This window comes from Microcoleus sp. M2_D5 (assembly GCF_036701935.1).
Classification (GTDB): Bacteria; Cyanobacteriota; Cyanobacteriia; order Cyanobacteriales; family Microcoleaceae; genus Microcoleus.
In genome coordinates, this window is the sequence record NZ_JAUBRP010000062.1 from 1 (window position 1) to 13591 (window position 13591).

Annotated in this window: 12 protein-coding genes; 7 read left to right on the top strand and 5 right to left on the bottom strand. The window is 46.2% G+C overall.

Annotated features, from left to right (window positions below; translation table 11 throughout):
• Window positions 1-617: 617 nt before the first annotated feature.
• Entirely contained in the window at window positions 618-1898 is a 1281-nt protein-coding gene (locus tag QUA50_RS22160; protein WP_333266972.1) for a GH25 family lysozyme, read from the bottom strand.
• Window positions 1899-2010: 112 nt separating this feature from the next.
• On the opposite strand from QUA50_RS22160, the gene QUA50_RS22165 reads away from it, so the two are divergent.
• Window positions 2011-2505, top strand: a complete 495-nt coding sequence (locus QUA50_RS22165) for a DUF427 domain-containing protein (protein ID WP_333266970.1) — start codon at window positions 2011-2013, stop codon at window positions 2503-2505.
• Window positions 2506-2905: 400 nt separating this feature from the next.
• Window positions 2906-4015, top strand: coding sequence for a diguanylate cyclase (locus QUA50_RS22170; protein WP_333266968.1), 1110 nt, complete (start codon window positions 2906-2908; stop codon window positions 4013-4015).
• Window positions 4016-4053: 38 nt separating this feature from the next.
• Here QUA50_RS22170 and QUA50_RS22175 read toward each other — a convergent pair whose 3' ends face one another.
• A complete protein-coding gene (locus QUA50_RS22175) occupies window positions 4054-4293 on the bottom strand; it encodes a helix-turn-helix domain-containing protein (RefSeq protein ID WP_190735342.1) in 240 nt (79 codons plus the stop codon).
• Window positions 4294-4644: 351 nt separating this feature from the next.
• Window positions 4645-5661, bottom strand: coding sequence for a methyltransferase domain-containing protein (locus QUA50_RS22180; RefSeq protein WP_333266966.1), 1017 nt, complete (start codon window positions 5659-5661; stop codon window positions 4645-4647).
• Between the two features lie 569 nt (window positions 5662-6230).
• Here QUA50_RS22180 and trxB point away from each other — a divergent pair.
• The 5 genes from trxB (at window position 6231) to rpoD (ending at window position 11676) form a co-directional block, all read left to right on the top strand.
• On the top strand, window positions 6231-7601 hold the full coding sequence (trxB, locus tag QUA50_RS22185) for a thioredoxin-disulfide reductase (protein ID WP_333266965.1): 1371 nt from the start codon (window positions 6231-6233) through the stop codon (window positions 7599-7601).
• A gap of 177 nt (window positions 7602-7778) precedes the next feature.
• Window positions 7779-8663 carry an ABC transporter permease gene (locus tag QUA50_RS22190; RefSeq protein WP_333096144.1) on the top strand — a complete coding sequence of 295 codons (885 nt, stop codon included), beginning with the start codon at window positions 7779-7781 and terminating at the stop codon, window positions 8661-8663.
• A 580-nt stretch (window positions 8664-9243) separates the two neighbouring features.
• Window positions 9244-9405, top strand: coding sequence for a hypothetical protein (locus tag QUA50_RS22195; protein ID WP_333380200.1), 162 nt, complete (start codon window positions 9244-9246; stop codon window positions 9403-9405).
• A 255-nt stretch (window positions 9406-9660) separates the two neighbouring features.
• Window positions 9661-9861, top strand: coding sequence for a hypothetical protein (locus QUA50_RS22200; protein WP_333266963.1), 201 nt, complete (start codon window positions 9661-9663; stop codon window positions 9859-9861).
• Between the two features lie 648 nt (window positions 9862-10509).
• On the top strand, window positions 10510-11676 hold the full coding sequence (gene rpoD, locus QUA50_RS22205) for an RNA polymerase sigma factor RpoD (RefSeq protein ID WP_333266961.1): 1167 nt from the start codon (window positions 10510-10512) through the stop codon (window positions 11674-11676).
• 210 nt (window positions 11677-11886) lie between these two features.
• Here rpoD and QUA50_RS22210 read toward each other — a convergent pair whose 3' ends face one another.
• Entirely contained in the window at window positions 11887-12039 is a 153-nt protein-coding gene (locus QUA50_RS22210; protein ID WP_333178327.1) for a chlorophyll A-B binding protein, read from the bottom strand.
• A 125-nt stretch (window positions 12040-12164) separates the two neighbouring features.
• Window positions 12165-13574, bottom strand: coding sequence for an ABC transporter ATP-binding protein (locus QUA50_RS22215; protein ID WP_333266959.1), 1410 nt, complete (start codon window positions 13572-13574; stop codon window positions 12165-12167).
• Window positions 13575-13591 lie beyond the last annotated feature (17 nt).

Genomic DNA, 13591 nt, shown 5'->3' on the forward strand with positions numbered 1-13591 from the left:
TTAGAATTGAAGCATTGACTTGCGCGAGATAAATACGTTCGGCAAGTTTCATCGGATACAGGTTTTTTATTTCTGGATCCTGAGTCTGCTTTCGGAATGAATCGGGGGGCTTGTATCCTGGATGCGGGAATTGTCAATCTCAAATCTCAAATAGCAAGATTTGCCAGCTTTTCCATTATAGAGCCTTTCAACCCCAGATTCATCTGTGGAGTCAATCGATTGCGCGATTTTAGATTTTAGATTTTAGAATAGAAGCATTGACTTGCGCGAGATAAATACGTTCGGCAAGTTTCATCGGATACAGGTTTTTTATTTACCCGTCCTGAGTCTGCTTTCTGAATGAATCACGTGGCGGGTATCCTGGATGCGGGAATTGTCAATCTCCAATTAAAAAGCTCACATCTCCAATCCATCGCCCTCAGACTCATCTTTAGAGTAGAGTTCCCATCTAATATTATGTCCGGTCGATTACCCCTAATACGGTAGGGGCCCGTGAGCCCACAATACCGGCCAATAATTGACCATCTCAAAAACCGGCCCTTTTAATCGCGGTAACTCGATCGGACATGATATAAAATCTAAAATCGCAAGATTCATCTTTATACTCAATCTATAATCTATAATCGACTGGCATTCTGCCACCTGCGAAAAAACTCCGAGAGAATGGTCTGCGAAATTCGCCCTTCCAGCCAATCTAAAGCCTGGTTTTGCTGGGGTGCGGCCCGATAAAATTTGCACGCATCTATCAGCCGAATCGGAGAATTAGTGACAATAGATTGAGAGCGCCATTTTTGTGCAAACTCGTTAATAATAGCCGGAGAAAGTTGTTTTTGCAGCCAATCTAAAGCTTGGTCTTGTTGTGCTAAACCGCGATAAAATTTGCCCACATCTATCAATCGCAAATTACTATCTTGAGGTAAGGTAGTTGCCCGCCATTTTTGAGCAAATTCCCCTAAAACAGAGGTAGAAACTTGACTTTGCAGCCAAATTAAGGCAGTATCTTGGCTAGCCTTAGCTTGATAAGACGAAAATACCTGAGTCAGCCGCACGTCTGATATGGGAGTGGGAGTCGGAGAGGGAGTCGGCTGCGGAGTGGGTGTCGGGGCTGGAGGGGGAACAATTACTTTGGGAGATTTTCGCATCAAAGCGGCCCAGGTTTTGAGGCTGGCAATACCGTCTGGATTGAGACCTTGAGATTTCTGAAATGAAATGAGCGCCGCTGTGGTGGTAGCTCCAAATTTGCCGTCCATCGCCCCTTGATAGAAACCTTTAATTCTTAATTCCCTCTGGATGTCTGCAACTTTATAACTTACGGCGCCTTCTCGGACGCTTTCAAAAATATTGGTGTCTACATTGCCCGATACGCCCGACACGCTGCCGCTGTCGCTGTACTGCCAAAAAGTCCAAGTTTTCCAGCCGCCGGGAACCCAGGGTTCCTCAGCAGTGGTATAGTGAGCAATCCACAGTGGATAATCGGCAAACCGTGTTGTCCCCAGGTTGTCCCAGAAACCGGGGTAAGTGTAGATAATCGGCCGCATCAAGGTGGCTTTTTCGACTGCTTCTAACCAAATTGCGGCTCGATCGCACAATTGAGTCGCAGTCAAACCGCCTGTAGTTTCGATATCCAAGACTGGCGGCAAATCTCCCGCTTCGAGTTTTACAGTTTTCAAGAACAAATCTATTTGTCCTTGAATGCTGCTTGCAGGTTGAAAAAAATGGTAAGCACCGCGTTGAATCCCCGCCGCTTTCATCGCCGCCCAATTGCGAGCGAAAGTTTGGGCAACGAACGTTGCACCTTCGGTCGATTTGACAAAACTGAAGGTGATACCATCCCGGGCAACTGCTGGCCAATTGACATTGGGCTGGTAGTCGGAAACATCTATACCGCGAATACTCATATGACGAAGAGTTGAGAAAAGCTGGTTTGCTCTGAAGCAGCGACTCGATTAAGGGTACATTAAATTGTAATGCTAAGTCGCTAATTGTTTTTTTACAGGGGAGATGGTGCGAATGAACTTCGATCGAATAGAGCCCGGCCCTGGTCAAGAGTCTGTTTGGGATTACCCGCGTCCCCCTCGGCTTGAGGAATCGACCAGACACGTACAGATAATTTTTAATGGAGTGACGATCGCCGACACGCGCCGTCCTCAGCGGGTATTGGAGACCAGTCACCCTCCTGCCTACTATATCTGCCCCGATGACATCAAAATGGAATATTTGCACAAAACTTTACGGGGTTCTTGGTGCGAGTGGAAGGGACAAGCCGGTTATTACACTGTGACGGTGGGAGAAAAAGAAGCAGTAAATGCGGCTTGGTTTTATCTCAATCCTAATCAGGTTTTTGCAGCTATTAAAGATTATGTGGCTTTTTATCCGAGCAAGATGGATGCCTGTTATGTGGACGGGGAATTAGTGCAATCTCAACCAGGAGATTTTTACGGCGGCTGGATTACCAAAGATATTGTCGGCCCCTTTAAGGGAGGGCCTGGAACTTGGGGGTGGTGAGGGAATGTTGAGTGGTGAGTTTTGAGTTGAAAACAGCGGCAGAGACTATGTTTTTTTACGCAAAACCTCGTTACAGCCTCGACCAGGTTTAAAACCAGGTTTTTTGATTTTTTGTGCGCCGCGAATGAGTTGAGCAATGGCTCCGAAATCGTTTTTTTTACGCCGTAAAAAACCCGCACTAAAAAATCGAGAAAAAAAATCGAGAAGAATTCAATAAATCTGTAATTTAGTGAGCATGAATTAATGCAATGCAGCTACGGCAAAAAACGCAGCAGCTTCTTCCATTATAACAAAAAATGTGTAGTAAGCAATACAACCAATGGCAACAAATAAATACTAATATAAGTTAATAGTTGACACTAGCTTCGTTGCTGCTTTATTATTTATTCGGATCTGTGCTGTGTCTGTTGAATTTATTGAGCCGTCTAACTCGCCAGAAAACTCAATCAAAAATTTATCTTTAGAGTCTACTCTTAACGATCTGGCTCTATTCAATTTTCAGGTTGACTCCTCATATCTCGCCAAAGAAGTAGCCCGGTTTTTTCAATCTCACCCGCTGCTTCCGGGAGTTATCTTGACCGTAAATGGCGAATTTTTAGGGATGATATCGCGCCGGCGATTTATGGAACGCATGAGCCGCCCTTACGGAGTAGATATATTTGCTTGCCGACCGATTATAGCCTTGTATCAAATAGCTAAAACCGATATTTTAATTTTACCAGGAGTAGCCTTAATTGTCCTGGCAGCTCAGCGAGCCGTGCAGCGACCGCCTGAACTGCTTTACGAGCCAATTGTCGTGCAGTTAGAACCTCAAGTTTACCGATTGTTAGACGTGCATCAACTGTGGGTAGCTTTATCCCAAATTCACCAACAAGCTACTTGGTTCATGAGCGAACTTTATTACAATTTATCAGTCACGCAATCAGAGCTGGAAGCAGCTAATTCTCAATTAAGAGCAGCTAATTCAGAATTGTATCGCCTTGCCAATTTAGATGGCTTAACTCAGGTGGCGAACCGCCGCTGTTTTAACGAATACTTAGAGAAAAAATGGCAAGAATTGGGAGAAGCAGCAGCAGAAATATCTTTAATTTTATGCGATGTTGACTTTTTTAAGAAATACAACGATACTTACGGACATCAGGCAGGAGATGCTTGCTTGCAGCAGGTAGCCCGAGCTATTTTGGCAGCGGTAAATTACTCAACAGGCGAAGTTTCGGGCGAGACTTTGGTAGCCCGTTACGGAGGTGAAGAATTTGCGGTAATTTTACCCGGCACTTCGTCTGAAATAGCTGTCTGGATTGCAGAGAAAATTCGAGTGTGGATCAAAGAACTACAAATCGAACACGTTAATTCGGAGGTGTGTTCTCTCGTGACGCTGAGTTTGGGGGTAGCGAGTACGTTTCCTCGATCGTCCGCAGCACAAAAAAACTTGATTGCAGCGGCAGACCGCGCGCTTTATCAAGCTAAAGACTTAGGGCGCGATCGAGTGATTTTAGATTTGGGATTTTAGATTTTAGATTGGACAGTCTTGGACGAGAATCTTTTCCATCACAGATTGTCTGGCAAATCGCCGATCGACCTCCCGATGCTAGCCAGCAATTTCTCCAAAGCTTTCATCTGCTTGACGGTGAACGTGGGTACGTTTTTCCCCAACTCCCAACGACTGATGGTTTGCGACGACACGCCAAGCTCTCGCGCCAAATCTTCCTGACTCATCTCCAATTCTTCCCTGAGCTTCTTCAAATGCGACTCTTCATTTTCAGGTCGCGGAACGGGCTTTTTCGGCATAACCTCGATCGCACATTTTTTATATAAGGATCGCGAATTAAATAACTTATAATTTTAATTGTTATTGTGGGATGGGCTCTTATAGCCCGTCCACTCATGACGGGCTATAAGAGCCCATCCCACAAACTTGTGGAAGTTATTTAATTCTCATTCCTAAGATGCTTAAACATCTTACTTCCTTCCCCAAGGAAAATTATTTACTTCTGATGCTTGCTGACTCTTCCTTCGCGTGCTTTTCGCCTTCAAGGTTCGACCGTCTAACCGCAGTCTGGTGCGTCACTATGGGATAAATGCTTTGTTGGCGAGAATTTTGGTAGCGACGCACCCTACGTTAACTCGATCGCCCCGCGCCTACAAAGACTCGCACCAAGCACGTTCTGCCGTCCAGTGCCTGTCGGAAGATTCGTAAATTCTCAACCCATCCAACCCGGCATTTTGCATCATATCCTCAACTTCATCCAGCGTAAATGCTGCTTGCAACGAATCGCTGAATAACTGTTTCTGATGCGCGTTGCAATCTCCCGCATACAGCTTGACTAAATTATCCCTGATTTCCGCTTTTTCCGGCCTCCGCAAATCCCGCAAAAAAATTGCTCCCTGCGGCTTCAACACCCGCTTGACTTCCTGCAAAAACGGCAGCGGATCCGGCAAATGGTGGATAATGCTGTTGGAAATCACCATGTCAAAATAACTGTCTGGATACGGCATGGTCTTAGCATCGATTAATTCGAGACTGATTTGCGATCGCGCGCCCGCATTTTCCACATTCTCGGCCCCGACTTTCAGCATATTTGCCGACAAATCGATGCAAGTCAATTTCCACTCAGGCCGGAGTTGACAAAGTGCGATCGGAATTCTCGCCGTACCCGTCCCCGCATCCAAAACGTTTCCAAAAACCGGCCCCAACACCGCAGCACTTTGAGCAAAAGCAGCATTAACCTCAGTAAAGTCCATCGAATCGTATTCGATCGCCTCTTCCAAGGAATCCATAACTTCCGGTTCCAAAACTCGCTGCATAAAATTTATCTCGTTATCTGGCATTTCCATATAGGGGTTAAGTTTCGCCTGCAAAAGCTCGACTAACTCCGGTTCCATATATTTGTAATTGTCCGGGATTTGCAGGCAAATAACTTTCTTGCCTTCGAGACTTTCGGGAAATTTGCTGCGAAGTCGATCGCCGTGCTTCTTCTCCATCACAAATATCAAATCCGCCCAACCGACAAGACCCTCAGTCACTCTAATTCTTGCACCTTTTTCCGTTCCAGCCGATCGCACGCTGTAGCCGCTAACCTTCTGGCATATTTTCTCCGCAGTCAAACTCCTCCACTTATTCTGACTGCACACAAACAATATCTTGATTTTATCCACAACTTTAAAAACCCAAATTCGATCTTATCTGCGTTAATCCGCGTTAATCCGCCCACATCTGCGGTTAAAAATCTTAATCCAATTTCCCCCCGATCGCACCTTACATACCACAACTACTGTATTTTGTCAAATCGGGCAAAATCTCCGTTACAATTCTTAAACCATAAAATGCGGAATTTGCATAAAAAATTGTAGATATTACATTTTGAATTTTGTAAATTTAACGATTTTAAATGGTTTCAGGCTTAAAATGCAAAAATAGTCATAGCACCCCTTGAGTATCAGAATCGTATAATAGCTCAAACGGCGCAAATTCGTCAAGCAAATGAGAATGGAATCAATAGTGAAGGGGGGTAATTTTGGGAGTTTTGGGAGATTGATTGAACATTTAAAACAAAATTCCTGTTCCTATTGTTTTTGCTTATCAAAGTACCGCGAGTTGTCCCGATCGCCCTCATCCCCTCAAAAATAGATACAGATGCTCGATCGCCCTATGGCATCCAACCAAACTCGATCGAACTCTGCTAGAATTAGTAAAACGAAGTCGTTATGAGTTTTAATAAATAGCTATGACCGACGAAACCGTAGAAAACCTAGTAATTATCGGCTCAGGCCCAGCAGGCTACACAGCAGCAATCTACGCCGGGAGAGCAAACCTGAAACCCGTAGTCTTTGAAGGCTACCAAATGGGAGGCATCCCCGGCGGTCAACTGATGACCACCACAGAAGTCGAAAACTTCCCCGGCTTTCCCGAAGGCATCACCGGGCCGCAACTGATGGATCGGATGAAAGCTCAAGCAGTGCGCTGGGGTGCCGAATTATACACAGAAGATGTAATTTCGGTGGATTTGACAAAGCGTCCGTTTACAGTGCGATCGGAAGACAGAGAAATCAAAACCCACACGATAGTAATCGCTACAGGCGCGACGGCGAAACGGCTGGGGCTGCCTAGCGAACACGTATTTTGGAGTCACGGCATTTCGGCCTGTGCCATTTGCGACGGCGCTACCCCACTTTTTAAAGGAGTAGATTTAGCTGTCATCGGCGCGGGCGACACCGCAGCGGAAGAATCTATTTATTTGACAAAATACGGCTCTCACGTACATATGCTGGTGCGGCGCGATCGAATGCGCGCCAGCAAAGCCATGCAAGACCGAGTGCTGAGCAATCCCAAAATTACCGTGCACTGGAACACCGAAGCAGTGGATATCTTGGGAGAGCCAGGGGGCAAAATGGACGGGGTGAGACTTAGAAATATCGAGACCGGCGCCGAGAGCGATTTGCTGGTGAAAGGATTGTTTTATGCGATCGGTCACACTCCCAACACTCAACTGTTCCAAGGTCAGCTAGAACTCGACGAAGTAGGCTATATCGCCACCAAACACGGTTCGGTAGAAACCAGCGTCGAGGGAGTTTACGCCGTCGGCGACGTGCAAGACCACGAGTTTCGCCAAGCAATTACCGCCGCCGGCAGTGGTTGTATGGGTGCGATGCTGGCAGAACGTTGGCTGTCACTCAACGGTTTAACCCAGGAATTCCACCAAACCGAGGAATCCGAGCAACCCGCAGCAGCGCCGGAAACTCCAAAAGTACGCAAAACCAGCGAGAACTTTGATATCAACGACACGCGCCACGAAGGAGGTTATGCTTTGCGGAAGTTGTTCCACGACAGCGATCGACTGATTGTGGTCAAATATGCCTCTCCGAGTTGCGGGCCTTGCCACAGCCTCAAGCCGATTTTGAGCAAAGTAGTAGATGAGTTCGATGGCAAAATCCACTATGTGGAAATTGACATCGAAGAAGATCCAGAAATTGCTGAAAATGCTGGCGTGATTGGTACGCCGACGATTCAGTATTTCAAAGACAAAGATTTGGTAGCTGAGCTCAAGGGAGTTAAGCCGAAAAGCCAGTACCGCGAGTTAATTGCCAGTAATTTGTAGGAAGGCAAATTAGCGAAGACTTTTTAACCGCAGATATCAGCGGATGAACACAGATAAACGCAGATAAGATTACATCTGCGTTTATCTGTGTTCATCTCCGGTTAAAAAGTCTTCCTATGGTTTTCGGTAAATATTGATATGCTGATGAAAACAAATCTGACGCACCAATTATCAATTATGGCTCAAAGCCGCCTCCGACTACCGCGATTTCTCAACAGTGCCTCACCGTCAAGCCTGTCAATGAAAATGATGTGGGCAGGTTTGACAATAACTGCCGTGTTTGTATTGGTAGCCACCTTGTCTCCAGCTATGCAAGCTTGGGGATGGCTGCAAAATCCTACCGAGGCTTTGATTAACCCCATCCACGAACCGCCGTCGGCGAATTATTGGTTTGGTACTAGCCGCAGCGGCTACGATGTGTTTTCCCGCACGCTGTTTGCTTCTCGCGCGGCTTGGCAAGTGGTGATTTTAGCCACTGCTTTGAGTTTGTTTATCGGTGTGCCGCTGGGTTTGGTTAGCGGTTATTTGGGCGGTAAGCTCGATCGAGTGCTGTTATTTTTAATGGATACAATTTATACTTTGCCGGGGCTGCTGCTTTCTCTGACGCTAGCGTTTGTAGTGGGAAAAGGAGTTTTGAATGCTGCGATCGCCCTGAGCATTTCCTACATCCCTCAATACTACCGCGTCGTCAGGAATCACACCGTCAGCGTCAAAACCGAATTGTTTGTCGAAGCCGCGCGAGCAATGGGTGCTGACACTTGGACAGTGCTTTCGCGCTACCTGTTTCTGAATGTGATTCAGAGCGTACCGGTGCTGTTTGCGCTCAACGCTGCCGATGCCATTTTAACATTAGGAGGTTTGGGATTTCTCGGATTAGGACTTCCCGAAGCAACTCCCGAATGGGGACACGACTTGCGTTTAGCTTTAGATGCGCTACCTACTGGCATTTGGTGGACGGCTTTGTTTCCCGGTTTGGCGATGACTTTAATGGTGGTGGGACTGTCTTTGGTGGGGGAAGGATTAAACGAGTTTGTTAACCCTCGGCTGCGGAATCAGCAGTAATTTGTCTCGCGGTTAAATTAAGTTCGCAGTCAGGACTTTAGTGCTTATTCAGCAATATAAAAAAAACTGAATTCCTGACTATAAACACGCACTATAAAGAGATAGTAATATCGGCCCGATTAATTACTAAATCTTTCTCTCAATAAGGTTAATTATTTCTACTAAACCTTCGTTGGGTTGTCAATATAGACACGGAGCTGAAATTTTTCTTGATAGCTTCATCCCCTAACGGTCAAGCCACATAATTTAAACCAGCGTAGAGGATAAAGCGAGACTCTGTGCTTTCTGATGAGACGCTGTAAATAATAACAAAATTTTGAGCATCGCACCACCGTCCTACCGCTCCATTTCTTTAAGCGCATCCTGCAGCTTATGCCTTCTCCAGCAATAGCAAGCACATCGCTAATGGGTAAATTTTCCTTCTCTTGGGGATTTATAATCTGTCGGCAGTTGCAGCAACGCCCTTTGTGGCTTTTGTTCCGTCTGCTGGAAATTATCAAGACAATTCGGGAATGCTACCTAAAATTGATCGAAAGAGTTTATTGAATCTTTACACTGTCACGATATATTTAAAGTAATCGTGAAGTTATACTTCCGGGAGATGTCGAATTGTACTGTTTGTGAGAGCGTGCGATCGCGCAAGTGCGAACCGAAAGCCAAAAATTTTAGAGAAGTTCGCAGCCCAGAGTTGCGCGGCGGGTTAACTCTCAGTAGAATTTATCCTGGTGGTTTTTGCCACTGACGCGACAAACTCGTGTCGAACTGCTTAAATAAGAATGTGACGTTAAGAACTTAATGTGATTTAACGTCAAAATTAAAGCCAATTTCTGAGATTTGAGCTAAGTTAACAATGAAAGCCCCTGTTGCACTACTCAACCCGCAACGCTTCATAGGGGGTCAGAGTCGGTCTCTAATCCAGAGTGGCCGGCTCAAAACTAAAGCTACGAGCTTTATTCAATCGCAGATTGCGTATGATTCAATTCAGGGAAACAGGGTAATGATGGGTGTATCTACACGGATTGTATTGGTTCCAATTTTTTGGGCAACTCAAAAATTGTCTGCTAACTGTCTGGCCAACTACGCCGCAGCCGTTCACCCAGATATACGCAGAAAACAGCGCCGTTCGATCGTGCCAAAGTTTTTGCGGCCGTTCTCAGGATTTAGCAAAGCCGGACATGAGTTAGTATTGTCAAGCTAAGCAGACAGAGTTTTCCTAGTTCTTGACAAACAATGGAAAACAACTTCCATTTTTTGTGAGAAAGGCTACAATCGGAAAGGTCTTTGCAAGATCCGATTCTCCCCGTTTGGTGCTTCAACCCTCTGCTGTTGCATTTGAGGCAGCAGACCGACATCCAAGGTGGCGAAAATTTGCCGTGCAACTGTCATGTCTGACAACCAGAGTGAAAGCAAGGCAAATCAAAAGTTCGATACCTCCAATACAAAAGTTAGAGGGTTCCGTGCGGGAAAACTTGTACGGGTAAAAGCTCGAAGTACCGAGTAAAAAAGCCAGTATTTTTGGAAGTGCGATCGCACTTCATGGTTTGTTTCTAGGGGCCAGGTATTGCAGATGATGTGGTAACTCGCTCAGAAAGAAAAAGCCGCCAGCTCAATTTAAGGTCGCGATGTTAAAATCTGCGATCGGTTGAATGCGCTGCCTGCTGCAAGCCAGAACTCGAACTTTGACTCATAAAACAGGTGCAGTTTCGGTAACAGATTCAGCTAGCAGACCGAAAATCCCACTATTTTTTCCTGCGGGAATGTCAATACTGGCTAACTTGTCTAAACTACAAACAGACACTATTCCACTGTTATTTATTCTTTAATTCAGGAGCATGAGGAAGACGGCATGATCCAGGCTAACACCGTACTCGCAACCACAATTACACCGGAAATGGAAACACTCGAGTTGCTTCGGGGCGCCGAAAGCGTTCTACCTGAGAGCGAGTTGGAACTCTTTATCGACGAAGAAGACGATCGAGAAGAATTCTTAGACGCTCAATCTGAGGACGACACTAAATCTGGCAAAGGCGCCAAAGCCCGCCGTCGGGCACAGGCAAAGAAAAAGCATTATACTGAAGACTCTATTCGTCTTTACCTGCAAGAAATCGGTCGGATTCGACTGCTGCGAGCTGACGAAGAGATTGAACTAGCGCGCAAAATTGCAGATTTGCTGGAATTAGAGCGAGTTCGAGAACAACTGCTCGAAGAGTATAACCGCGAACCCAAAGACAGCGAATGGGCGAATGCTGTAGATATGGCACTTCCTGCATTCCGTCACCGACTCCACGTCGGCCGTCGGGCCAAGGAAAAAATGGTGCAGTCAAACCTGCGTTTGGTGGTGTCGATCGCCAAAAAATACATGAATCGCGGTTTGTCTTTCCAAGATTTGATTCAGGAAGGCTCTTTGGGTCTGATCCGGGCCGCTGAAAAATTCGATCACGAAAAAGGCTACAAGTTTTCTACCTACGCGACTTGGTGGATACGTCAAGCCATCACTAGGGCAATCGCCGACCAATCCCGCACTATCCGCCTGCCGGTTCACCTTTACGAAACCATCTCGCGGATCAAGAAAACTACCAAACTCCTGTCTCAGGAAATGGGTCGCAAGCCTACGGAAGAAGAAATTGCTACCCGCATGGAAATGACGATCGAGAAGTTGCGGTTCATTGCTAAGTCCGCACAGTTGCCTATCTCTCTAGAAACTCCGATCGGCAAAGAGGAAGACTCGCGTCTGGGAGACTTTATTGAATCTGACGGGGAAACGCCAGAAGATCAAGTCTCTAAAAACCTGCTCAGGGAAGACTTGGAAAGTGTTTTGGATACTCTCAGCCCCCGAGAACGGGATGTACTGCGGCTGCGTTACGGTTTAGATGACGGACGGATGAAGACCTTGGAGGAAATTGGTCAAATCTTTAACGTCACCCGCGAGCGGATTCGACAAATCGAGGCTAAAGCTTTGCGGAAGTTGCGCCATCCCAACCGGAACAGCATCTTGAAAGAATATATCCGCTAGAGTAATTTTTTAGCATCACCCGAAAGAGTGATTAGCACTCTTTTGGGGGGGAGACCCCCCGCCCCGGTTTGAGCTAGAGCTGTTAAATTGTGTGCGGCTAACAGCCTGGAGCAAGTGGCTATTTGCTGCCCAAATCGCGCTGTCAAAATTTTGGGAGTCCGTAACGGAACTCCCAAGCTTTGCATGGTCACAAAAGTCTTAACTAGAAAATTACATCACGCCCCAAAAGTGAAGCAGACCTTGACCGGAAACCAATTCGATGATGACAGCAGCAGAGAAGCCAATCATCGCCAAACGACCGTTCCAATTTTCGGCACCTTCGGTGAAGCCCCAGTTCCAAGCATTGCGTTTTTGTTCTTGCATAGTGCGAACTCCCTTCGTTAACTTTTGTAAGGCTTATGTAAATAAATATAACATTCCTTGATAAAAATGCAAGCTTGTGATTAGTGATATCGGTCACAACGGTCGATCGACCTTGAGGATTTTGCCTAACGAGGAAAAATAGCCAACTCGGTATCAGGGTCGAACAAGTGAATCTTGTCATGGGCGATAGCCAACCAAAGCTCCTCGCCAACTCGGATCGATCGCTCAGGAGGAACCCGCACTTGCATCCGCACCGCCGGATCATCCGTCAAACAAACCCCCAAATAAGTTTCGTGTCCCAAAGCCTCTACAATTTCCACTTGTACCGAAAGATTTTTGGTAGCCGGAGGGTTAATGCTCAGATGTTCCGGCCGAATGCCCAAAATCAGCCTTCGCCCGTCATATTGTTGTAGACTTTTTGCCCAAATATCGGGTAAAGTAAAGCGAAATTGCGGGTGAGAAATCAACAGCGGAGCACTAAATTCCACAGACAAAAAATTCATCGGCGGAGAACCGATAAACTCAGCCACAAACAGATTAGCCGGCTTGTTGTAAAGCTCTAGAGGTCGAGCTACTTGCTGAATCTGGCCGACCTTCATAATAGCAATCCGATCGCCCATAGTCATCGCCTCAGTTTGGTCGTGAGTTACATAAATAGTTGTAGTTCCCAACTGTCGCTGCAACTGCACAATTTGCGATCTCGTTTGGGCCCTCAATTTCGCATCAAGATTCGATAGCGGTTCGTCCATCAAAAAAACTTCAGGATTCCTAGCCATCGCCCTACCCAAGGCTACCCGCTGCTTTTGCCCTCCCGAAAGTTGTTTCGGCAAGCGATTTAAAAGAGATTCTATTTGCAATAATTCAGCTACCTCTCGCACTCGTTTTCCTACAGCCTTTTCCCGTTCCGACAAATAGCGCAAACCGGGAGGCAACTTGCGAGTAGCTCCTCCTAAAAAGTCCTCAAACACAGGATAAGTTAGAGGATTCTTAAAATAATTAGAATGTAAATCATTAATAACCTCTTCTACCTTATGCCTAATTTTTTCTATCTTCGGAATGCTTCCTTCTTCTCCTTGTATCTTCCCTCTTCCTGCTTCCTGCTTCCTGCTTCCTGCTTCCTGCTTCCTTCTTTCTTCTTCCTTCTCCCTTTCCGAGCGGCGCAATCCAAATGCAAGATTATCGTAAACTGTTAAGTGAGGATAGAGAGCATAATTTTGAAATACCATAGCGATATCTCGGTCTTTAGGAGGCAAATCGTTAAGGAGCCGATCGCCCACCCAAATATTGCCGGCCGTCAAAACTTCCAAACCGGCGATCGATCGCAGCAAAGTGCTTTTTCCGCAGCCCGAAGGCCCCACCAGCACCATGAATTCCCCGTCTTCGACCGTCAGGTTAATGCGCCGCAAAACGCTGTTAGACGCAGGGCGATCGGCTATAGGCGAGACACTTTCTGCGACGGTGTTTGCTTCTTTTTCCTGTTCTCCTTGGCGGAGAGGAAAACTTTTGTAGATATTTTCTAATACAACTTGCGCCATCAAACAATTTTAGATTT

Excerpts from the sequence above, each read along its gene's own strand:
- QUA50_RS22210 (WP_333178327.1), bottom strand. The coding sequence starts at position 12,039 with ATGCAAGAACAAAAACGCAATGCTTGGAACTGGGGCTTCACCGAAGGT.
- QUA50_RS22190 (WP_333096144.1), top strand. The coding sequence starts at position 7,779 with ATGGCTCAAAGCCGCCTCCGACTACCGCGATTTCTCAACAGTGCCTCA.
- QUA50_RS22200 (WP_333266963.1), top strand. The coding sequence starts at position 9,661 with ATGATGGGTGTATCTACACGGATTGTATTGGTTCCAATTTTTTGGGCA.
- QUA50_RS22215 (WP_333266959.1), bottom strand. The coding sequence starts at position 13,574 with ATGGCGCAAGTTGTATTAGAAAATATCTACAAAAGTTTTCCTCTCCGC.
- QUA50_RS22160 (WP_333266972.1), bottom strand. The coding sequence starts at position 1,898 with ATGAGTATTCGCGGTATAGATGTTTCCGACTACCAGCCCAATGTCAAT.
- rpoD (WP_333266961.1), top strand. The coding sequence starts at position 10,510 with ATGATCCAGGCTAACACCGTACTCGCAACCACAATTACACCGGAAATG.
- QUA50_RS22175 (WP_190735342.1), bottom strand. The coding sequence starts at position 4,293 with ATGCCGAAAAAGCCCGTTCCGCGACCTGAAAATGAAGAGTCGCATTTG.
- QUA50_RS22165 (WP_333266970.1), top strand. The coding sequence starts at position 2,011 with ATGAACTTCGATCGAATAGAGCCCGGCCCTGGTCAAGAGTCTGTTTGG.
- trxB (WP_333266965.1), top strand. The coding sequence starts at position 6,231 with ATGACCGACGAAACCGTAGAAAACCTAGTAATTATCGGCTCAGGCCCA.